General features: G+C 69.2%; 21 protein-coding genes. 12 read left to right on the top strand and 9 right to left on the bottom strand.

Annotated elements, in window-relative coordinates; genetic code table 11:
• Positions 1–80 precede the first annotated feature (80 nt).
• The 5 genes from ccmE to ccmA all read right to left on the bottom strand — a co-directional run bounded on the left by ccmE (position 81) and on the right by ccmA (position 2,910).
• The gene (gene ccmE, locus OCJ37_RS12310) at positions 81–533 is read right to left on the bottom strand and encodes a cytochrome c maturation protein CcmE (protein ID WP_263109737.1); all 453 of its coding nucleotides are present in this window, start codon (positions 531–533) and stop codon (positions 81–83) included.
• The gene (locus OCJ37_RS12305) at positions 530–703 is read right to left on the bottom strand and encodes a heme exporter protein CcmD (RefSeq protein ID WP_263109736.1); all 174 of its coding nucleotides are present in this window, start codon (positions 701–703) and stop codon (positions 530–532) included. The genes ccmE and OCJ37_RS12305 overlap by 4 nt, the downstream gene beginning before the upstream one ends.
• Positions 700–1,449, bottom strand: a complete 750-nt coding sequence (ccmC, locus tag OCJ37_RS12300) for a heme ABC transporter permease CcmC (protein ID WP_263109734.1) — start codon at positions 1,447–1,449, stop codon at positions 700–702. Before ccmC ends, OCJ37_RS12305 begins: the two co-directional genes overlap by 4 nt.
• A gap of 121 nt (positions 1,450–1,570) precedes the next feature.
• Positions 1,571–2,266 carry a heme exporter protein CcmB gene (gene ccmB, locus OCJ37_RS12295; RefSeq protein WP_263109733.1) on the bottom strand — a complete coding sequence of 232 codons (696 nt, stop codon included), beginning with the start codon at positions 2,264–2,266 and terminating at the stop codon, positions 1,571–1,573.
• Positions 2,263–2,910, bottom strand: coding sequence for a heme ABC exporter ATP-binding protein CcmA (ccmA, locus tag OCJ37_RS12290; protein ID WP_263109732.1), 648 nt, complete (start codon positions 2,908–2,910; stop codon positions 2,263–2,265). Before ccmA ends, ccmB begins: the two co-directional genes overlap by 4 nt.
• 234 nt (positions 2,911–3,144) lie before the next feature.
• On the opposite strand from ccmA, the gene OCJ37_RS12285 reads away from it, so the two are divergent.
• The 3 genes from OCJ37_RS12285 (at position 3,145) to OCJ37_RS12275 (ending at position 5,798) form a co-directional block, all read left to right on the top strand.
• Positions 3,145–4,293, top strand: coding sequence for a pyridoxal phosphate-dependent aminotransferase (locus tag OCJ37_RS12285; protein WP_263109731.1), 1,149 nt, complete (start codon positions 3,145–3,147; stop codon positions 4,291–4,293).
• A gap of 148 nt (positions 4,294–4,441) precedes the next feature.
• On the top strand, positions 4,442–5,272 hold the full coding sequence (locus OCJ37_RS12280) for an amidohydrolase (protein WP_263109730.1): 831 nt from the start codon (positions 4,442–4,444) through the stop codon (positions 5,270–5,272).
• 91 nt (positions 5,273–5,363) lie between these two features.
• On the top strand, positions 5,364–5,798 hold the full coding sequence (locus OCJ37_RS12275; RefSeq protein ID WP_263109729.1) for a hypothetical protein: 435 nt from the start codon (positions 5,364–5,366) through the stop codon (positions 5,796–5,798).
• Positions 5,799–5,876: 78 nt separating this feature from the next.
• Here OCJ37_RS12275 and OCJ37_RS12270 read toward each other — a convergent pair whose 3' ends face one another.
• Entirely contained in the window at positions 5,877–6,569 is a 693-nt protein-coding gene (locus OCJ37_RS12270) for a hypothetical protein (RefSeq protein ID WP_263109728.1), read from the bottom strand.
• A 153-nt stretch (positions 6,570–6,722) separates the two neighbouring features.
• Between OCJ37_RS12270 and OCJ37_RS12265 the strand changes: the two genes are divergently transcribed.
• The gene (locus OCJ37_RS12265; protein WP_263109727.1) at positions 6,723–7,358 is read left to right on the top strand and encodes a hypothetical protein; all 636 of its coding nucleotides are present in this window, start codon (positions 6,723–6,725) and stop codon (positions 7,356–7,358) included.
• A 339-nt stretch (positions 7,359–7,697) separates the two neighbouring features.
• On the opposite strand, the gene OCJ37_RS12260 is transcribed toward OCJ37_RS12265, so the two are convergent.
• Genes OCJ37_RS12260 through OCJ37_RS12250 form a run of 3 tightly spaced genes read right to left on the bottom strand, consistent with a single transcriptional unit; the run spans position 7,698 to position 11,194 of the window.
• A complete protein-coding gene (locus OCJ37_RS12260) occupies positions 7,698–9,242 on the bottom strand; it encodes a pseudouridine synthase (protein WP_263109726.1) in 1,545 nt (514 codons plus the stop codon).
• The gene (gene scpB, locus OCJ37_RS12255; RefSeq protein ID WP_263109724.1) at positions 9,235–10,233 is read right to left on the bottom strand and encodes an SMC-Scp complex subunit ScpB; all 999 of its coding nucleotides are present in this window, start codon (positions 10,231–10,233) and stop codon (positions 9,235–9,237) included. Before scpB ends, OCJ37_RS12260 begins: the two co-directional genes overlap by 8 nt.
• Positions 10,234–10,255: 22 nt before the next feature.
• Positions 10,256–11,194, bottom strand: a complete 939-nt coding sequence (locus OCJ37_RS12250) for a segregation and condensation protein A (RefSeq protein WP_263109722.1) — start codon at positions 11,192–11,194, stop codon at positions 10,256–10,258.
• 362 nt (positions 11,195–11,556) lie between these two features.
• Here OCJ37_RS12250 and OCJ37_RS12245 point away from each other — a divergent pair, with 362 nt between their 5' ends.
• The 8 genes from OCJ37_RS12245 (at position 11,557) to OCJ37_RS12210 (ending at position 21,186) form a co-directional block, all read left to right on the top strand.
• Positions 11,557–11,856 carry a YciI family protein gene (locus tag OCJ37_RS12245; RefSeq protein WP_263109721.1) on the top strand — a complete coding sequence of 100 codons (300 nt, stop codon included), beginning with the start codon at positions 11,557–11,559 and terminating at the stop codon, positions 11,854–11,856.
• On the top strand, positions 11,853–12,149 hold the full coding sequence (locus OCJ37_RS12240) for a BolA family protein (protein ID WP_263109719.1): 297 nt from the start codon (positions 11,853–11,855) through the stop codon (positions 12,147–12,149). The genes OCJ37_RS12245 and OCJ37_RS12240 overlap by 4 nt, the downstream gene beginning before the upstream one ends.
• Positions 12,150–12,331: 182 nt before the next feature.
• The gene (locus OCJ37_RS12235) at positions 12,332–13,351 is read left to right on the top strand and encodes a LacI family DNA-binding transcriptional regulator (RefSeq protein ID WP_263109717.1); all 1,020 of its coding nucleotides are present in this window, start codon (positions 12,332–12,334) and stop codon (positions 13,349–13,351) included.
• Positions 13,352–13,468: 117 nt separating this feature from the next.
• Positions 13,469–16,432: a TonB-dependent receptor gene (locus OCJ37_RS12230; RefSeq protein ID WP_263109716.1), complete on the top strand. Its 2,964-nt coding sequence runs from the start codon at positions 13,469–13,471 to the stop codon at positions 16,430–16,432.
• 101 nt (positions 16,433–16,533) lie between these two features.
• Complete coding sequence (locus tag OCJ37_RS12225; RefSeq protein ID WP_263109715.1) at positions 16,534–18,162, top strand: glucoamylase family protein; 1,629 nt, start codon at positions 16,534–16,536, stop codon at positions 18,160–18,162.
• An 11-nt stretch (positions 18,163–18,173) separates the two neighbouring features.
• Entirely contained in the window at positions 18,174–19,475 is a 1,302-nt protein-coding gene (locus OCJ37_RS12220) for a sugar ABC transporter substrate-binding protein (protein WP_263113674.1), read from the top strand.
• Positions 19,472–20,353: a carbohydrate ABC transporter permease gene (locus OCJ37_RS12215; protein ID WP_263109714.1), complete on the top strand. Its 882-nt coding sequence runs from the start codon at positions 19,472–19,474 to the stop codon at positions 20,351–20,353. Before OCJ37_RS12220 ends, OCJ37_RS12215 begins: the two co-directional genes overlap by 4 nt.
• Positions 20,350–21,186: a carbohydrate ABC transporter permease gene (locus tag OCJ37_RS12210; protein ID WP_263109713.1), complete on the top strand. Its 837-nt coding sequence runs from the start codon at positions 20,350–20,352 to the stop codon at positions 21,184–21,186. The genes OCJ37_RS12215 and OCJ37_RS12210 overlap by 4 nt, the downstream gene beginning before the upstream one ends.
• Positions 21,187–21,285: the final 99 nt, after the last annotated feature.

Genomic DNA, 21,285 nt, shown 5'->3' with positions numbered 1-21,285 from the left:
AATGCGAACGCTCACGCCGTGCGCGGTCTTGCTGTTACGAGTCCCGCGTCCCGCGTCCCGCGTCCCGCGAAAAGCTCCAATCACCGCGCCGCCTCCGCCACATCGTGCTTGCGATGCGCGTTGCCCATCTTGTCTTCCAGTTCCTTGGGCATGTAGGTCTCGTCGTGCTTGGCCAGCACGTCCTCGGCCACGAACACGCCGTCGCGCATGCGCCCGGTGGCCACCACCGCCTGGCCCTCGCGGAACAGGTCGGGCAGGATCCGGTCGTAGCTGACGGTCAGCTGCGCATCGCCGTCGGTGACCCGGAACCGCGCCAGCAGCGAGCCGGGCGGGCGCTGGAACGAGCCCTTCTCGACCATGCCGCCGAGGCGGAAGCGCGCATGCTCGCCGGTCTTGCCGGCCAGCACCTCGGCCGGGGTGTACAGGTAGGCGGTGTTGCGCTGCAAAGCCATCGCCACCAGCGTGGTGGTCAGGCCGGCGGCCAGCACCAGCACCATCAGCAGCAGCAGGCGGCGCTTGCGTTGCGGGTTCATCGGCTCAGGTCCAGCGTGGCCGGGTCGGCCTTGGGCTGCTGCCGGCGCTGCACGCGCAGCCGCGCCGCGCGCAGGGCGCCGCGCAGCTGCAGCCGCGCCAGCACGAAGTCGGCCAGCAGCACCCCGGCGAACACCGCGTAGGCGCCGACCACGTAGGGCAGGTAGTTCATGCGCGCGCCTCCGCCAGTTTCGTGACCCAGTCCTTGCCGGCCTCGCGGCGCAGGTTGTCGGCGCGCGCGCGCGCCAGCAGCGAGCCGGCGAACCAGAACTTGGTCGCTGCCACCATCAGCCACAGCGGCGGCAGCATGCTCGGGTCCATGCTCGACTGGCCGAACAGGCGGATGGTCTGGCCCTGGTGCAGCGAGTTCCACCACACCACCGAATAGCGGATCACCGGCAGCAGCACCACGCCGACAATGGCCAGCAGCCCGGCCGCGCGCGCGGCATTGCGGCGGTCCTCGATCGCCAGGTACAGGCCCATCACCCCGATGTACAGGAACAGCAGGATCAGCTCGGTGGTCAGGCGCGGGTCCCAGTCCCACCAGGCGCCCCACATCGGCTTGCCCCAGATGCTGCCGGTCAGCAGGGTGATCACGGTGAAGGCCGCGCCGATCGGCGCGCAGGCCATCGCCAGCACTTCGCACAGCTTGATCCGCCACACCGCCGCGATCGCCGCGTACAGCGCCATCAGCCCGAACACGAACAGGCTCATCCAGGCGCTGGGCACGTGGATGTAGAGGATCCGGAAGGCGTCGCTCTGCAGGCGGTCGGCCGGCACCACGAACAGCGCCTGCCAGATGCCGAGCCCGCCCAGCAACAGCGCGGCCAGGTAGCACCACGGCGTCCAGCGCGCGGCGAAGCGGTCGAAGGCGGGGGGCGAGCCGAGTTGGTGGAACCAGCGGACGACGGAGGACATGCGGTCGATTCTAGCGGGCGGAGGGCTTGCGACGGTGCGGCGGCAACGGTGCGACGATAACGCAGGACAACGCGATGGTACGGCCGGCGCGATGGTAAGGCCCGCGCCGCGCCTGACGCGCTCAGCTCAGCGAGATGCGGATCGCCGCCGCCGCCGCCAGCGGCGCCAGCACCAGTCCCAGCACCAGCCCGGCCGCCAGCAGCAGCAGGCCGCCGCCGGGGTCCAGGCCCTGCGCGGCGGCCGCCACGCTGCCGGCGCCGAACACCAGCACCGGCACGTACAGCGGCAGCGCCAGCAGCGCGACCAGGATCCCGGCGCGCTTCATGCTCACCGTCAACGCCGCCACCACCGCGCCGATCAGGCTCAGCAGCGGCGTGCCCAGCGCCAACGATGCCAGCAGCACCGGCATGCGGTCATGCGGCAGGTGCAGCAATTCGCCCAGCAGCGGGGTCGCCACCAGCAGCGGCAGCGCGGTGGTCAGCCAGTGCAGCAGCACCCGCACCAGCACCAGCCAGGCCAGCGGCACCGGCGCCAGCAGCCACTGCTCCAGCGACCCGTCCTCGGCGTCGCTGCGGAACAGGCTGTCCAGCGCCAGCAACCCGGCCAGCAGCGCCGCCAGCCACAGCGCGGCGCCGGCGACCTCGCCGAGCAGGCGCGGCTGGTTGCCCAGCGCCAGCGCGAACAGGGCCACGATCAGCAGCGCGAACAGCGCCGGCTGCAGCGCGTCGCCGCGGCGCCGCCACAGCAGGCGCAGGTCGCGCAGCAGCAGCGCGCGGGTGGCCTGCCACAACGAGGGTACCGGCGCGGCCAGGCTCATGCGGCCACCCCGCTCAGGCGCAGCGTGCGCGTGCGCACCGGCGGCGCGGCGTAGGCGCCATGGGTGGTGACCAGCGCCGCGCCGCCGCTGCGCAGATGCGCGGCGATCATCCGGTTGACCAGGGTGATGCCGTCCAGGTCGAGGTTGGCGTAGGGCTCGTCGAGCAGCCACAGCGGCGCCGGCGACAGCCACACCCGGGCCAGCGCCAGGCGCTTCTTCTGCCCGGCCGACAGCTGCCGCACCAGGGTGTCCTCGTAGCCGGCCAGGCCGACGATGGCCAGTGCGCTGCCCGGCATCTGCTTGGCGCGGCGGCCCTGCAGGCCGCACAGGTAGTGCAGGTTCTCCAGCGTGCTCAGGTCCGCCTTCAGCGCGCCCAGGTGGCCCAGGTAGGCCATGTAGCGCGCGCGGTCGCCGCGCCGCAGCGGCCGGCCGTCGATCTCGATGCGCCCGGCCTCGGCGCGCAGCAGCCCGACCAGCACCCGCAGCAGGGTGGTCTTGCCGGCGCCGTTGTCGCCCTGCACCAGCAACGCTTCGCCCGCGTCCAGGCGGAAGTCCAGCGGACCGAACACGGCGGCGTCGTCGCGGGCGAAGGTGAGCCCGTGCGCGGCCAGCAGCGGCGGCGGGGAATGCAGCGGATCGGTCATCGGCGAAAGGCCGCAGCGGGCGGGCGCGGCGGCAGGCGGTGGGTGCGGGAGCCGCGCATTGTATCGGCATGCGGCGGCCCGGCGCGGGCGCCGCTGCGATGCCTGCGGTGCGGTCCTGCGCAATGGCCGCGCGCGGGCGCGCCGCGCGGAGAACGCTGTTTTGCGCGCCGACGCCGCATCGCCGGCAGGCGGCTTTGCGTACACTCGGCGCTTTCCCGTTGCCGTAGCCGACGCATGCACCCGCAGACCAAGCTGCCCAAGGTGGGCACCACCATCTTCACCGTGATGTCGCAACTGGCCGCCGAACACGGCGCGGTCAACCTGGGCCAGGGCTTTCCCGACTTCGCCGCGCCGGCGCGGCTGATCGACACGCTGGCCCAGGCGATGCGCGAGGGCCACAACCAGTATCCGCCGATGACCGGGGTGCCGGCGCTGCGCCAGGCGATCGCCGGCAAGGCGCTGCGCTGCTACGGCGCGCAGGTCGACCCCGACACCGAGGTCACCGTCACCAGCGGCGCCACCGAGGCGCTGTTCAACGCCATCCACGCGGTGGTGCGGCCGGGCGAGGAGGTGATCGTGCTGGATCCGGCCTACGACAGCTACGAGCCGGCGATCGACCTGGCCGGCGCGCGCGCGGTGCACGTGCCGCTGGACCCGCAGACCTTCGCGGTGGACTGGGAGCGGGTGCGCGCGGCGATCACCCCGCGCACGCGCCTGCTGATGCTCAACAGCCCGCACAACCCGTCCGGCGCGATGCTCGGCGCCGACGACCTGCGGGCGGTGGCCGAGCTGCTGCGCGGCACCGACATCTTCCTGGTCTCCGACGAAGTCTACGAGCACATCGTGTTCGACGGCCGCCGCCACGAATCGGTGCTGCGCTGGCCGGAACTGCGCGAACGCGCCTTCGTCGTCTCCAGCTTCGGCAAGACCTACCACTGCACCGGCTGGAAGATCGGCTACGCGATCGCGCCGCCGGCGCTCAGCGCCGAGTTCCGCAAGGTCCACCAGTACAACACCTTCACCAGCTTCGGCCCGGCGCAGTACGCCTTCGCCGCGATGATCCGCGACGAACCCGAGCACGACGAACAGCTCGGCGCGTTCTACCAGGCCAAGCGCGACCGCTTCCGCGAACAGCTGCTGACCACCCGGCTCAAGCCGCTGCCGGTGCCCGGCGGCTATTTCCAGCTGGTCGACTACTCGGCGGTCAGCGACCTGCCCGACACCGAGTTCGTGAAGTGGCTGACGATCGAGAAGGGCGTGGCCGCGATCCCGCTGTCGCCGTTCTACCAGACCCCGCCGCCCGGCCAGCGCCTGGCGCGGCTGTGCTTCGCCAAGAACGAGGCGACGCTGGATGCGGCGATCGAGCGGCTGGTGCGGCTCTGATGAGCCGCCGGGATTTGGGATTCGGGATTCGGGATTCGTAGAAGCGGTTAGCCCGCTGCCTGAAAGTCCGGTTCCCCGATCCCAATCACGAGTTCCGAATCCCGCTTTTGCCAATCCCGAATCCCCAATCCCAATTCCCGGCCCCACCATGAACGACCTCCGCATCTCCCTCGTCCAAGGCGACACCCGCTGGCACGATCCGGCCGGCAATCGCGCGCATTACGCCGAGCTGCTGGCGCCGCTGGCCGGGGGCACCGATCTGGTGATCCTGCCGGAGACGTTCACCAGCGGCTTCTCCAACGAGGCGCTGGACCAGGCCGAGGGCATGGACGGGCCGACCGTGGCCTGGATCCGCGAGCAGGCGGCGCGGCTGGGTGCGGCGGTGACCGGCAGCGTGCAGTTGCGCGTGGCCGGCGAGGACGGCGCGGCCAAGGTCTTCAACCGCCTGCTGTGGGCCACCCCCGACGGCGAAGTGCAGCACTACGACAAGCGCCACCTGTTCCGCTACGCCAACGAGCACCAGCGCTATGCCGCCGGGCGCGAGCGGCTGTGCGTGGAGTGGAAGGGCTGGCGGATCAATCCGCAGGTCTGCTACGACCTGCGTTTCCCGGTGTTCTGCCGCAACCGCTACGACGTCGAGCGCCCGGGCCAGCTGGACTTCGACCTGCAGATCTTCGTCGCCAACTGGCCCTCGGCGCGCGCCTACCCGTGGCGCACCCTGCTGCGCGCGCGGGCGATCGAGAACCTGTGCTTCGTGGCCGCGGTCAACCGGGTGGGCGTGGACGGCAACGGCCTGCACTACGCCGGCGACAGCGCGGTGATCGACTTCCTCGGCCAGCCGCAGCTGGAGATCCGCGAGCGCGAGCAGGTGGCCACCACCACGATCTCGGCGGCGGCGCTGGCCGCGCACCGCGAACGCTTCCCCGCGATGCTCGACGCCGACGCCTTCACCCTCGGCGTGGCCAACGCCGATCGCTGAACGGCGCTGTGCCGGACGCGCTGTCCACCACGCCGCCTTGCGCGGCGCGCTGCTAGGCTCGGCTCCGTCTTCACATCCACGGAGCGTCGCCATGAACAAGCTGTTGACCACCGCCGCGCTGCTCGCCGGCATCGCCTTCATGCCCCAGGCGCATGCCGCCGGCAACATCGATTGCCAGCTGCGCTTCAGCCTGTCGGGCTGGTCGGTGTTCTACAAGACCGCCACCGGCACCGGCACCATCACCTGCGACAACGGCTCCAGCATCCCGGTCAAGATCAGCGCCAAGGGCGGCGGGCTGAGCGTGGGCAAGTCGAAGATCGTCGACGGCCGCGGCCGCTTCACCGGCGCGTACACGCTCAACGACCTGTTCGGCACCTACGCGGTGGCCGAGGCGCATGCCGGCGCGGTCAAGTCTTCCGATGCGCAGGTGATGACCAAGGGCGACATCTCGCTGGCCCTGGCCGGCACCGGCAAGGGCTGGGACCTGGGCGTGGCGGTCGGCGGCTTCACCATCGAGCGGCGCTGAGTCGCGCGGCGCCGCCTGCGATCGCGGCGGCGCCAGAGCGCCGCGGGCCGGTAACGCCCGCGGCGCGCGCTGTCCCGCCTACTGCTGGGCGAACACCCAGGCCAGTTGGCCGCGCACCGGTTCCTTGGCGGCCAGTGCCTGCTTGTACAGCGTCCGCGCGGCCCAGCAGGCGTCCTCGTCGCTGGACTGCGCCATCTGCGGCAACACCTTCACCAGGCGCTGCTGTTCGTCGGCGGGCAGGGAGGTGACCAGGCTGGTCATCGCCGCTTCCACGTCGGCCGGCGCCACCGTCTGCGGCGGCGTGTTGCTCAGCTGCGCATCGGTGGCCTTGAGCGACACGTCGAACCATCGGTCGATCTGCGCCGGCGGCAGCGTCTCCAGGCCCTGCAGCATCGCCGCGCTCATCGCCTGTGCATCGTTCGGGTTGCCACCGCGCGCCAGCAGCGCGCACTTGGGCACGTCGACCTTCTCGCTGACCGCGGCGAGGATCTCCAGGCGCTGTTCCAGCGTGGCGTGGTCCAGCCGCGCGATGCCCTTCTGCGCCAGTTCGAAGCCGGCGCGCTGCGCCTGCGCCTTGTCGCCCTGCTTGAGCAGCGCCACGTAGCGCGGATCGTTGACCAGCTTGCGCAGCATGCGGTCGAACGGTTCGTGCAGCGGCGAGCTCTTGGGGTAGGGGTTCTGCGCGGCGGCGACTTCTTCCTGCACCTTCTTGCAGGCGCCCAGGCTCAGCACGGCGGCGATCAACAGGGGCAGCAGCATCTTCCGTGACATGGATTATCCTCGGATGGCAGGGTGCCGCCGGCGGTTCGGCAGCAAGGCCGTCTAGGATATCGGCTTCGCCTGCGCCGCGCATGGGCTGGCGGCGCGCCGCGACGCCGCGCGACGGCCATTTCGGCGCATGCGCGCCGGAGCAGGAGAAAGGCGATGAAGAGCGCGATGGTGCTGTCCGGTGCATTTGTGGCCCTCTTGTCGGCGCATGCCGCGGCCGCGGCCGGGCCGGACATGGACGCGTGCAAGGTCGACAGGCCCGCGCTGCTGGCGCTGGATCAGCAGCAGTTCGACCAGGACGTGCGCAACGGTGGCGGTGGCTGGCGAGCGCTCGCGGCGCGGCCGGGATGCGAAACGGCGGCGGCCGACCTGATCCGGGACTACCAAACCGCGCATCCGGGACTCGCCGATACCGGCGTCCTGTATTGGCATGAGGGGCAACTGCGCGCGTTCGCCGGCGACTACACCGCCGCGATGGCGCTGATGCGGGCGTCCAGGAAGCCTGCGCAGCAGGATCCCGCCGGCTGGAATCCCTACGTCGATGCGACCGTGGCGTTCCTTGCCCACGATGGGCGGGCGTTGGCAGCGGCACGGAAGGCGCTGGCGTCGGTGCCGCCGTCGCCGGAGTTGCCGCCGCTCAAAGACGGTGTCATCGAATTGCCGATGCAGGACGGGCAGACGCTCAAGATGCAGTGGCCGCCCAATGCCGACGTCGTCGAGGGGTTGGCGCGATGCCTGGATAAACCCTATGCCGTGGCCTATAGCTCGGCATGCCGCGCCAGCACTCCCTAGCCGCCGTCACGGGGGCGATGTGTTCTGGGCGCCGGGCAGCGGCGTTCCCGCGATTGCGGATCGGGCGCTGCCGTCCTCGGCAGTGACCACGCCATCCGGCGTGCCATGCCCTTCCTGCGGAGGGCGCAGGAGGCTCGCTGCGCGCGACGCGGCGATGGTCGAGGAATGCCCCGTTGTCCGACGCACCGGTTCGGCGCGCCTCCGCACCGGCATCGCTATTTGATCCCGCGCTGGTTGCATCGGCCTGCGCATCCGCCCAGCAAAAAGGGCGCCGCATCCGCGGGCGCCCTTCGTGTGTCAGGCCTGGCCGGCCGGCGCTGGGCGCCGGTCGCGTGCCGCTCAGCCGCCGCCGCGCGGGCCGCGGTTGCCGCCGCCGGGGCGGCCGCCGCCACCCGGACGCCCGCCACCGGGGCGGTTGCCGCCCGGACGACCGCCGGGGCCGCCCGGGCCGCGCTTCTGCCCGTCGGCGCGCGGGCCGGCCGGACGCGCCGAGCGCGGCGCGGCGCCGTAGGGACTGAACCCGGGGTTGGCGTGGTCGGACGGGAAGCTCGGTGCGTTGCCCGGGTGCCCGTACGGGTGCGCCTTGCGCTGGCCCTGGCCCTGGCCGCGGCCAGCGCCCTGGCCGGCACCGGCGCCGGCCGCGGCGGGGCGCGGCTTGCCGTAGGGACGGCCCTGGCCCGGGCCGCCGCGGGCGGCGGGACCGGCATTGCGGTGGCCGGTCGGGCCGGTGCTGACGCCGTCGGGCACGTACCAGGTGCGGAACGCGGCCGGGTTGCCGTCCGGCAGCGGCTTGGGACCCTTCGGGTTGCGCTGCTTGAACGGCTTCTGCGCCTGCTTGGCGGCCATCTCGCCGCTGACGGTCAGCCCGCCGTGCGGCTTCTTGCCGCCGCGGCCGCGGCCGCGGTCCTCGCGGAAGTTGTCGAAGCGGCGCAGCTCGCGGCCTTCGTCGGCGACGTTGTGGCCGTTGACGTAGGCGTTGCCGCCGCGGCCGACCTGCACGGTGGCCTTGGCCGCCTTGCGCTGGCCGATCACCGGCTGCAGGGTCAGCGCCGACGGCGTGCCTTCCTCCAGCTTCAGTTCGGCGCGCAGCGCCTCGACCTTGTCCGGCGCCAACTCGATCGACTGCCCGCGCAGCAGTTCGCGCGGCAGCGCCACCTTGCCGTAGCGGGTGCGCTTGAGGCGGCTGACCTGGCAGCCCTGCGATTCCCACAGGCGGCGCACTTCGCGGTTGCGGCCTTCCTTGACCACCACCCGGAACCAGTCGTGCGAGTCGGTGCCGCCGATGCGCTCGATCTCATCGAACTTGGCGCCGCCGTCCTCCAGCAGCACGCCGCGCGAGAGCCGCTCGACCATGCTGTCGGGCACCTTGTCCTCGCCTTCCGGGGCGCGCACGCGCACCACGTACTCGCGCTCGATCTCGTAGGACGGATGCATCATCGCGTTGGCCATCTCGCCATCGGTGGTCAGCAGCAGCAGGCCGGTGGTGTTGATGTCCAGGCGGCCGATCGCGATCCAGCGCGCGCCCTTCAGCGCCGGCAGCGCCTCGAAGATGGTCGGGCGGCCTTCGGGATCCTCGCGCGTGGTCACTTCGCCTTCGGGCTTGTTGTAGATCAGCACGCGCGAGGGCTCGGTCAGCGCGCTGGCGACGAAGCTGCGGCCGTCCAGCTCGATCCTGTCGCCGCTCTTGACCGACATGCCGGTCTGCGCGACGTCGCCGTTGACCTTGACCAGGCCGTCGGCGATGCGCTGCTCCAGCGCGCGGCGCGACCCCAGGCCGGCCTGCGCCAGGACCTTGTGCAGGCGTTCTTCCAGTTTCGGCTGCTCGGCGGCATCGCGCTTGAGCGAGAGCTTGTTCAACGACAGCTTGCGGGAGGTGTCACTCATTTACTTGGCTCCGGCCGGCGCGGGCTGCGTCGGCCTGTGGTTCGGAATCGGCATCGTCAACAGCCACGGTCGTCGTCGCGACGGCGTTGTCTTCGGCTTCGTTCGCATCCGCCGCGCGCTCGCCCGGCGCGGCTTCGGGTTCGCCCGTCGGGGCGGTATCGGCAGACGAGGCATCGGCCGTGACGGCGTCTGCATCGGTATCGCTTTCGGTGTCGCCGGGCGCGGCGGCGGTGTCGTCCGTCGCGCCGGTGTCGTCCACGGCCGTGGTGTCGGCTGCGGTATCGGCGTCGGCCTGCGCTGCGTCCGGATCGGATGCGGGCGCCAGGTCGGCTGCGGCGTCGTCATCGCCGCTCGCCTCGGCGGGGGCCGCGTCGGGATCGGCCTCGGCATCGGCCGCGCCGGCCTGGGCGATGTCGCCGACCGGCAGGGTGTCGCGGTCCAGCTGCAGTTGCGGTTCCAGTTCGCCGATGTCCTTCAGTTCCGACAGCGGCGGCAGTTCGTCCAGGCGCTTGAGCCCGAAGTAGTCCAGGAAGCCCTTGGTGGTGCCGAACAGCGCCGGCTTGCCGGGCACGTCGCGGTGGCCGACCACGCGGATCCATTCGCGCTCTTCCAGCGCCTGGATGATGTTGCTGCTGACCGCCACGCCGCGCACCTGTTCGATCTCGCCGCGGGTGATCGGCTGGCGGTAGGCGATCAGCGCCAGGGTCTCCAGCGTGGCGCGGGTGTAGCGGGTCTTGCGTTCGGTCCACAGCCGCGCCACCCACGGGTGCACCTCGCTGTTGACTTGGTAGCGGAAGCCCGAGGCCACTTCCACCAGTTCCACGCCGCGCCCGGCGCAGGCCTCGCGCAACTGCTCCAGCGCGCGCTCGATGCTGCCCGGCGGCGCCGGCTCGTCCTCGGGGAACAGGCCGTGCAGCTGGGCCAGCGGCAGCGGCTGGTTGGCGGCGAGCAGGGCGGCCTCGACGATGCGGTTGATCAGCGCTTGATCCATGCGTAGGTGGGTCTTCGTGGACTCAGGTAGGGTCGTTGGCGGCGTCGCTGTCGTCGAACTCGCTGTTGAACTGCAGCGGTTCGTTGGTGTTGCCCAGCGCCAGCGACTTGACGTAGATCGGCGCCAGCGGGCGCCGTTCGCCCGGGACGCCGGCGTGTTCCATCGGCTCCTGGACGATGTCCAGCAGCTGTTCCTTGGCCAGTTCCAGCAGGGCCAGGAAGGTGACCAGCACGCCGAGCTTGCCTTCCTCGGCGTTGAACAGCGATTCGAACCGGTAGAACCTGCCGTCTTCCAGGCGGCTCAGCACGTCGCCCATCCGCTGCCGCACGCTCAGCGCCTCGCGCTTGATCGCGTGGCCGCTGAACAGCTCGGCGCGCTTGAGCACGTCGTACAGCGCCAGCAGCATCTCCTTCAGCTCCACCGGCGGCGGCAGCTTCACCGCGGCGCGGTCGGGCACGTGCGCCTGCACCGGCACGGTGTCGCGGTCCTGCCGCGGCAGCGCGTCGATGTCCTCGGCGGCCTGCTTGAAGCGTTCGTATTCCTGCAGGCGACGCACCAGTTCGGCGCGCGGGTCGGCTTCCTCGCCTTCCTGCGCCGGCGGCCGCGGCAGCAGCATGCGCGACTTGATCTCGGCCAGGATCGCGGCCATCACCAGGTATTCGGCCGCCAGTTCGAAGCGCAGCTCCTGCATCACGTTGATGTAGTCCACGTACTGCCGGGTGATCTCGGCCACGGGGATGTCCAGGATGTCCAGGTTCTGCCGGCGGATCAGGTACAGCAGCAGGTCCAGCGGGCCTTCGAACGCATCCAGGATCACTTCCAGCGCGTCCGGCGGGATGTACAGGTCCTGCGGGATCTGCAGCACCGGCTGCCCATGCACCACCGCCAGCGGCATTTCCTGCTGCTGTGGCGCGGTCGGCTGGATTGGCGGGTTCGCGGCGAGCGCGAGTTCGGAGGTCATCGATTGGACATCAGGTGTTGCGGTAGCGAAGGGCCGGGCAGGGCGATCCGGCTCGGCTCCTTGCCTGCAGTACTGCGGTTCACGTCGCGTCATCCCCGCAACGCGATCCACACTTCAACAGGACACAAGGCGCACGCCGCACGAGTCGCGGCGACGGAACAGCTCGAGGAGGACGTCTGCGCGGGCGGGTGTCAGGCAGCGAATCGGTCGTCGGAAGGGGCTGGGGCGCCAATCACCGACGGGCCGCTGCATCCGGCCGCGTGCAATGGAACCAAGGGTAATGCGCCTGCCGGGTCGGTGTCCAGCGCTGTGGCGCTAGAATTGTGCGGGGTTCATATGCGAAGCGAAGGACAGGTGGCGGGATGTGGTACGTGATCGAGGGATACGACGGCGCCGATGCGCTGCCGCGGCGGGCGGCGGCGCGGCCGCCGCACCTGGCCCGGCTGGTGGCGCTGCAGGAGGCCGGGCGGCTGTTGCTGGCCGGCCCGTGCCCGGCGATCGACGCCGAGGATCCGGGCCCGGCCGGGTTCAGCGGCAGCCTGGTGGTGGCCGAGTTCGACTCGCTGGCGCAGGCCTGGGCCTGGGCCGAGGCCGATCCGTACGTGGCCGCGGGCGTGTATGCGCGGGTCGAGGTGCGGCCGTTCCGGAAGACCCTGCCATGAGCGGGCCCGCGCCGAACGAGACCGCCGCGCGCCGGGCCGAGCGCATCCGCGCCGCGCTGCAGGCCGCGTTCGCGCCGCAGGCGCTGGAGGTCGAGGACGACGGCCACCGCCATGCCGGCCACGCCGGCGCGCGCGACGGGCGCGGCCATTTCAATGTCCATATCGTCAGCGCCGCGTTCGCCGGCATGGCGCCGCTGGCCCGGCACCGCGCGGTGTATGCCGCGCTCGGGGAGATGATGCAGACCGACATCCACGCCCTGTCGATCCGCGCCGAGACGCCGAAACAGGGCTGAAAACCGGAATCGGCACGTCGATTATGTTGCGACGCATCATGATTCGGCTGATTTTCTGTTTGCCCAACTAGCTGAATCCAAAAGACTTTATTGGAAAAATAACAAAAGGCTTCTGCCTCGCGCTGAAAACGATTACAGTCCGCGCCAGTTTCTCAATAGTCTCTGCCGCGGAGGGCGGCACGATGGCGAAGAGCGCGGTCACCATCAAAGATGTCGCACGCGAGGCCCGGGTATCGGTGGCCACGGTGTCGCGTGCGCTCAACGGGCACGAGAACGTCGCCGAGCCGGTGCGCACGCTGGTGCTGGAAGTGGCCGAGCGCCTGCGCTACAGCCCGCACGCGGCCGCGCGCAGCCTGAGCAGCCGCCGCACCCAGACCATCGGCGTGGTGCTGCCGGACCTGTACGGCGAATTCTTCTCCGAACTGATCCGCGGCATCGACGGCGCCGCCCGCGCGCGCCGCCAGCACCTGCTGGTGTCCAGCTACCACGGCGATCCCGAGGAACAGGGCCGCGCGCTGCGCGCGATGCGCGGGCGCGTGGACGGCCTGCTGGTGCTGTCGCCGTACGCCGAGCGTCCCGGCTTCCTCACCGACAACCTGCCGCAGGCGCTGCCGACGGTGCTGATCAACACCCATCTGCCCGATGCCGACTACCCGGTGCTGAGCATCGACGACCATGCCGGCGCGGTGGCGATGACCGAGCACCTGCTGGCGATGGGCCATCGCCGCATCGCCTTCGTCGGCGGCCCGGAACTGAACTTCGATGCGCGCGAGCGCCTTCGCGGGTTCCGCGACGTCATCGCCGCGCATCCGGACGTGGCCGAGGGCGTGGAGTTCCCGGGCGAGTTCGACGAGGCCTCGGGCCACCGGGCGGGGCAGGCGATGCTGCAGGCCGGCGCGCTGCCGGACGCGGTGTTCGCCGCCAACGACATGACCGCGCTCGGCTGCCTGTACGCCTTCGCCCAGGCCGGCGTGCGCGTGCCCGACGACGTCGCCCTGGCCGGCTTCGACGACATTCCGCTGGCGCGTTTCGTTCACCCCTCTCTCACCACGATGCAGGTGAGTATCGCCGGCCTTGGCGAGCAGGCGATGCGGCGTTTGCTGCAACTGATCGATCAGCCGGGAAGCGACGCGGGGCATCGGCAGACGCTGACGCCGCTGCTGGTCGTGCGCGATTCGAGCATCAACGTAAGGAAGGAATAGGCGGCGCAACGTCGTCGCCGCCTGTTCGTCGCTGTCGTTCGTAACGCTTCACTTGTTGCACTTTTCTCCCTTGTGTACGCAATCACTACAACACCAAGAACCAACCTGGAGGGTTTCATGCACCATCGTTCCAACACGGCGACTAGGCCGGTCCGCAAGCTGCTCAGCACCGCATTGGCCAGCTGCCTGCTGTTGAGCGCCGCGCCGGCGTTCGCGCAGAGCACCGCCGCCACCATCCGCGGCCAGGTTTCGGCCGACGCCGCCGCGCAGGCCCAGGTCACCGCCACCAACCTGGCGACCGGCCTGTCGCGCACCGTGCAGGTCAGCAACGGCAGCTATTCGGTCGGCGGCCTGCCGCCGGGCGCGTACCGCATCGATCTGACCGCCAACGGCCAGACCACCACCCAGAACGTCACCGTGCAGGTCGGCCAGACCGCGACGCTGAACCTCGGCGGCGCCGCGCCGGCCGCCACCGCCAACGGCGAGGGCGCCACCACGCTCGACGCGGTGCAGGTCACCGCGCCGCCGGTGCTGGTGGAAACCCGCACCTCCGAGAACGCCACCTACATCTCCAACGTGCAGATCGAGAAGCTGCCGCAGGCCACGCGCAACTTCCTCGAGCTGGCCGACAGCGTGCCCAGCGTGCAGTTCCAGCGCGACGCCAAGGGCAACACCTCGGTGCGCTCCGGCGCGACCTCGGCCAACGGCACCAACGTCTACATCGACGGCATCAGCCAGAAGAACTACGTGCTGACCGGCGGCGTCAGCGGCCAGGACTCCAGCCGCGGCAACCCGTTCCCGCAGTCGGCGATCGGCGAGTACAAGGTCATCACTTCCAACTACAAGGCCGAGTTCGACCAGGTCAGCAGCGCGGCGATCGTCGCCTCGACCAAGTCCGGCGGCAACGATTTCCACGGCAGCTTCTTCTGGGATACCACCAACGACGACTGGCGCGCCGAGAGCCCGCTGGAACGCAAGGCCGGCGAGCGCGACGATTTCTCCGAGACCCAGTACGGGGCGACCTTCAGCGGCCCGATCCTGCAGGACCGCGCGCACTTCTTCGTCGCCTACGAGGCCAAGGAATACACCACGCCCAACACGGTGATCCCGGGCGGCATCTATGCCGACCGCGTCGACCAGCTGCCGGCCGACCTGCAGCCGCTGGTCGCCACCTACAGCACCCCGTTCAAGGAAGACCTGTACTTCGGCAAGATCGACTGGACGATCGGCGACAACCACCTGTTCGAGCTGTCCGCCAAGTACCGCAAGGAAGACGAGCTGTCGGACATCGGCGACACCACCACCTACCAGCACGGCAGCACCAACGGCCAGGAAGAGAAGCGCGCCAACCTGCGCTGGCAGTACACCGGCGCGGCGTTCCTCAACGACCTGAACCTGAGCTACGAGAGCGCGTACTGGACCCAGGACCCGCTCACCAACGGCAGCGGCTACGTGCTGTCGTACGTGCCGCAGGCGGGCAACGAGACCACCATCCTCACCGCCGGCGCCGGCAGCAGCTACCAGAACAAGGGCCAGGAAGGCTGGACGCTGCAGGACGACCTGACCTTGAACAGCATGGACTGGCACGGCAGCCACACCGTCAAGATGGGCTTCAAGTACAAGGACATCGAACTTGACTCGACCCAGATCAATCCGGCCAATCCGCAGTACTACTACAACATCCTGACCGATACCGACACGCCGTACCGGGTGCGCTGGGGCGACACCGGCAGCGGCGGCTCGGTGGTGTCCAAGAACAAGCAGTACGGCATCTACCTGCAGGACGACTGGGAGGTCAACGAGCACCTGACGCTCAACATCGGCGTGCGCTACGACTACGAGAAGACCCCCTCGTTCCTCGACTTCGTCACCCCGGCCGACGTCGCCGGCGCGCTGTTGAACTGGAGCAACCTCAACAACGCCAACTACGACATCGCCAACTACATCAGCACCGGCAACAACCGCAAGGCGTTCAAGGACGCCTGGCAGCCGCGCCTGGGCTTCTCCTACGACCTGGCCGGCGACCAGGCGCACGTGATCTACGGCGGCGCCGGCCGCGCCTACGACCGCAACATCTTCGACTACCTGGCGCTGGAGCAGCTCAACAACAGCTTCAGGTCCTACAGCTACTACTTCAACAGCGCCAACAACCCCTGCCTGGGCGACCCGTGCGTGGCCTGGAACGACAGCTACGCCACCCAGGCCGGCCTGGACGCGCTGACCGCTGCCAGCACCGGCGGCGGCGGCCGCGAGATCTACCTGATCGACAACAACATCAAGGTGCCGTACTCCGACCAGTTCAGCATCGGCATGCGCAACATGCTGCACTTCTGGGGCAACGACTGGTACACCGACGTGACCCTGAGCCGGATCGTGAGCAAGGACGGTTTCGTGTTCCTGCGCGGCAACCGCCGTGCCGACGGCTCGTTCTTCCTGCCGGGCACCACCTCCGGCGTGCCGACCGATTCGCCGGACGGCTACAACGCGATCGTGCTGGGCACCAACGGCCTGGAGACGCGCAACAACCAGCTGGCGCTGAAGCTGGACAAGCCGTACGACAAGGAGTCGGGCTGGGGCCTGACCGTGGCCTACACCTTCTCCGACGCCAAGGAGAACCGCCAGTACGGCGAGCACTACGCGTTGGACCAGGAGTCGATGGCCGGCTACGGCTGGCGCGAGGCCGGCGGCATCCCGAAGAACCGCCTGGTGGTGACCGGCATCTACGACCTGCCGTACGCCATCACCCTGTCGGGCAAGCTGTCGCTGGCCAGCCAGACCCCGCGCTACGGCACCAATTGCCTGGCAGGCAACGACCAGTGCTATATCATCCAGTACAAGCCGGATTCCACGCTGGGCTACAAGGAATTCAGCCTGGCGGCGAACAAGGAATGGGATACCGGCGCGGGCATCAAGTTCAACGTGCGCGCCGACGTCATCAACCTGTTCAACTGGACCAACTATGCGGACTACAACACCGCCACCGGCACCCTCGACGACCTCAACACGTCGTACGGCACGCCGAACGGGGTGCTGGCCTCGCCGATGCGCACGTTCAAGCTGTCCTTCGGCTTGAACTGGTAAGCCTGCTGCCGCGGCTCCCGAATGGTCAGGGGCCGCGGCGGTCGCGGAGTGGGGTATATTTTCGGATGTGGATGTAAACGATTACACAGGGGTTTCGCACGATGATGAAGCAGCGCGTTTTCGTACGCTTTTCGCTGATGCTGACGATCGCGGTCGGCGTGTTGTTGACGTCGTGCAAGAAAACCGAGGAACCGGCCGTTGCGGACAAGAAACCGGTGAAAGTGATCCTGATCGAAGCCGAACTGCCCCCCAAGCTGGTCAAACCCGAATTGCCGCCGCTGTTCGACGATATCGAACGGCGCACCTTCCAGTTCTTCTGGGACACCACCAACGAGCAGAACGGCATGGCGGTGGACCGCTACCCGTCGCGCCCGTTCGCCTCCATCGCCTCCATCGGCTTTGCGCTCACCGTGTATCCGCTCGGCTACGAGAACGGCTGGATCAGCCGCGAGCAGGCGGTGCAACGCACCCTGACCACGCTGCGCTTCCTGCGCGACGTGCCGGTCGGCCCGCAGCGCACCGGCCGCGCCGGCTACAAGGGCTTCTACTACCACTTCCTGGACATGCAGAAAGGCCTGCGCTACGACCAGTGGGTGGAACTGTCCAGCGTGGACACCGCGCTGCTGATGATGGGCGTGCTGTTCGCGCAGTCCTATTACGAGGGCGACAGCGCCGATGAGAAGGAGATCCGCCAGATCGCCGACACGCTGTACCGCCGCGTGGACTGGAAGTGGATGCAGCAGCGCACGCCGCTGATCACGATGGGCTGGTATCCCGAGCGCGGGTTCATCCAGCACGACTGGATGGGCTACAACGAAGGCATGATGGTCTACCTGCTGGCGCTGGGCTCGCCGACCCATCCGGTGGAACCCGACGCGTGGCTGGAGTGGACCCGCACCTACAACAAGGACTGGGGCGTGTACTACGGCCAGGAATACCTGGCGTTCGGGCCGCTGTTCGCGCACCAGTACAACCACGTCTGGATCGACTTCCGCGACATCCAGGACCAGTACATGCGCGAGCACGGCATCGACTACTTCCTCAACAGCCGCCGCGCCACGCTGGCGCAGCGCGAGTACGCCATCGACAACCCGATGAAGTGGAAGGAGTACGGCGAGAACGTGTGGGGCCTGACCGCCAGCGACGGCCCGCAGAACACCACCCAGGACTACCGCGGCGAGCAGCGCCAGTTCTTCCACTACCGCACCCGCGGCGCCGGGCTGTTCGAGGCCTTCGACGACGGCACGATCGCGCCGACCGCGGCGGTGTCCTCGATCGTGTTCGCGCCGGAAGTGGTGATCCCGGCGACCCAGGAGATGCACAAGCGCTTCGGCGACTACATCTATTCCAGCTACGGCTTCCTGGATTCGTTCAACCCCAGCTTCAACTACGATATCCCGCTCAAGACCGGGCGCATGCTGCCCAACCGCGGCTGGGTGGCCGGCGACTACATCGGCATCGACCAGGGCGCGATCGTCACCATGATCGCCAACTACCGCAACGAGTTCGTCTGGAACGTGATGAAGAAGAACAAGTACCTGCGTACCGGCCTGGAACGCGCCGGCTTCAGCGGCGGCTGGCTGACCCCGGAAGGGGAGACCCAGTCGCTGCCGAAGAAGGACGAGCAGGCCGCCGTCGCGCGCGCGCTGGGCATCGCCGAGTCGCGCGCCGCGTCCGCCGAGGCGCAGCCCAATCCCGCGCAGCGCCAACCGCAGCAGCAGCCCGAATGAGCGCATCGCCGATGACCCGTCGCTGGCTGCTGCTGGGCATGCTGATGCTGGCCCTGTGCGGCTGCGCGCGCGCGCCGCAGGGCGAGGTGGTGCGGTTCTGGGCGATGGGCCGCGAGGCCGAGGTGGTGGCCGAGCTGATCCCCGAGTTCGAGAAGGAGAACCCCGGCATCCGCGTGGACATCCAGAACATCCCGTGGACCGCCGCGCACGAGAAGCTGCTGACCGCCTTCGCCGCCGACGGCCTGCCGGACGTGTGCCAGCTCGGCAACACCTGGATCCCCGAATTCGCCGCGTTGGACACGCTGCAGCCGCTGCAGCCCTACGTCGACCAGTCCAAGGTGGTCGATCCGAAGGACTACTTCGCCGGCATCTGGGACACCAGCGTCATCGACGGCCAGCTGTACGGGGTGCCGTGGTACGTGGACACGCGCCTGCTGTTCTACCGCAAGGACATGCTCAGGGACGCCGGCGTGGAGAAGTTGCCGCAGACCTGGGCCGAGTGGGAACAGGCCATGGCCGCGGTGAAGCGGCACGTGGGGCCCAAGCGCTACGCGATCCTGATGCCGATCAACGAGTTCGAGCAGCAGCTGTCGCTGGGCCTGCAGCTGGACGATCCGCTGCTGCGCGACCACAACAACTACGGCAACTTCCGCAGCCCGGGCTTCCGCAAGGCGCTGGGCTTCTACGCCAACATGTTCGAGCAGGACTGGGCGCCGAAGATGTCCGAGACCCAGATCTCCAACGTCTGGGACGAGTTCTTCAACGGCTTCTACGCGTTCTACATCTCCGGGCCGTGGAACATCCGCGAGTTCCGCAAGCTGGAGCCGGCCGCGCTGAAAGGGCAGTGGGGCACGATGCCGCTGCCGGGCCCGGACGGTCCGGGCGCCGGCATCGCCGGCGGCACCAGCCTGGTGATCTTCCGCAAGTCGCAGCAGAAGGACGCGGCCTGGAAGCTGATCGAGTTCCTGTCGCGGCCGCAGACGCAGGCGCGCTTCCATGCGCTGATCGGCGACATGCCGCCGCGGCGCAGCACCTGGGCGTATCCGTCGCTGGCCAACGATCCGCTGGCGCATGCGTTCCGCGACCAGCTGGAGCGGGTCAAGCCGGCGCCGAAGGTGCTGGAATGGGAGCGCATCGTGCAGGAAATGCGGCTGGTCACCGAGCGCGTGGTGCGCGGCGGCGAAAGCCAGGAGAAGGCGGTGCAGGACCTGGACAAGCGCGTGGACGAGATCCTGGAGAAGCGGCGCTGGATCTACCAGCAGCAGCATCCGCAGGCGGCGGCGACGGCCCCGGCCGCGGGAGCGGCGCCATGAAGCGCGGTTCCCTGGCCGGCTGGCTGTTCGCCGGGCCGGCGCTGATCGTGATCGGCGTGTTCTTCGGCCTGCCGGTGCTGTCGGCGCTGGCGCTGAGCGTCACCGACTTCGACCTGTACGCGCTGGCCGACAGCAACCACCTGCGCTTCGTCGGCTTCGGCAACTACATCGAGTTGCTGCAGACGCAGATGTTCTGGAAGTCGCTGTGGAACACCACCTACTTCGTCATCGTCGGCGTGCCGCTGTCGATCGGCGCCTCGCTGGGCGCGGCATTGCTGCTCAACGCGCCGGTGGCGCGGTTCAAGCCGCTGTTCCGCACCGCGCTGTTCGCGCCGGTGGTGACCACGCTGGTGGCGGTGGCGGTGATCTGGCGCTACCTGTTCCACACCAGCTACGGCCTGGTCAACTACGGCCTGAGCCACCTGGGCATCGGCCCGGTCGACTGGCTGGGCGATCCGCACTGGGCGATGCCGACGATCATGCTGTTCGCGGTATGGAAGAACTTCGGCTACAACATGGTGATCTTCCTGGCCGGCCTGCAGGGCATCCCGCAGGACCTGTACGAGGCCGCGCGCATCGACGGCGCCTCGAAGTGGCGGCAGTTCCTGCACATCACCCTGCCGATGCTGGGGCCGGTGCTGCTGGTGGTCGGGGTGATCACCGTATCCGGCTACTTCCAGCTGTTCGCCGAACCCTACGTGATGACCCGCGGCGACCCGCTGCAGAGCACGGTCAGCGTGCTGTACTTCATGTTCGAGGAAGGCTTCAAGTGGTGGAACCTCGGCCGCGCGTCGGCGGTGGCGTTCCTGCTGTTCCTGATCATCCTGGGAGTGACCTCCGTGATGTTGCGCTTCGGCCGCAAGAAGGACCTGGTATGAGCCGCGAGATCGGCGCCTCGCGCTGGAACACGCTGCTGGTCAACGGCGGGCTGCTGCTGCTGGCGCTGGTCAGCCTGGCGCCGTTGCTGTGGATGGTGTCGGTGTCGTTCATGCCGGCCGGGCAGGCCAGCCGCTTCCCGCCGCCGCTGCTGCCGACCGGCCCGACCCTGGCCAACTACGGCGAGCTGTTCTCGCGCACCGGCATGGCGCGCAACTTCGCCAACAGCCTGCTGGTGTCGTGCGCGATCACCTTCGGCTCGCTGCTGATCAACACCATGGCCGGCTACGCCTTCGCCAAGCTGCGCTTCGTCGGCAAGGAGCGGATCTTCCAGATCCTGCTGGCGGCGCTGGTGATCCCGGCGCAGGTAGCGATGCTGCCGCTGTTCCTGCTGATGAAGCAGCTGCACCTGGTCAACAACTTCGGCGGGGTGGTGGTGCCGGCGCTGGCCACGGTGTTCGGCATCTTCCTGGTGCGCCAGTACGCGCGCTCGATCCCGGACGAACTGCTGGAGGCGGCGCGCATCGACGGCGCCGGCGAACTGCGCATCTTCTTCCAGATCGTGCTGCCGATGCTCAAGCCGGTGCTGGTGACGCTGACCATCTTCACCTTCATGGCCGCGTGGAACGACTTCATGTGGCCGCTGATCGTGCTGACCGACCAGGAGCACTACACCTTGCCGGTGGCGCTGGCGGCGCTGTCGCGCGAGCACATCATGGACGTGGAGATGATGATGGCCGGCGCGGTGGTGACGGTGATCCCGGTGCTGGCGCTGTTCCTGGCGCTGCAGCGCTACTACATCCAGGGCCTGTTGCTGGGCAGCGTGAAGGGGTGAGGGAACGCGCCTGGGTCGCTGCGCGCCAGCGCGCAGGCCATGATGGGACGTACGTGTAGGAGGGGCCCGGGCCCCGACGCCTTGCCGGTCGCGCGTCGG

The organism is Xanthomonas sp. AM6 (assembly GCF_025665335.1).
In the GTDB taxonomy this organism is placed as follows: Bacteria; Pseudomonadota; Gammaproteobacteria; order Xanthomonadales; family Xanthomonadaceae; genus Xanthomonas_A.
The sequence above is the reverse complement of the archived record's forward strand: the minus strand, read 5'-3'. Positions and strand labels throughout refer to the sequence as shown.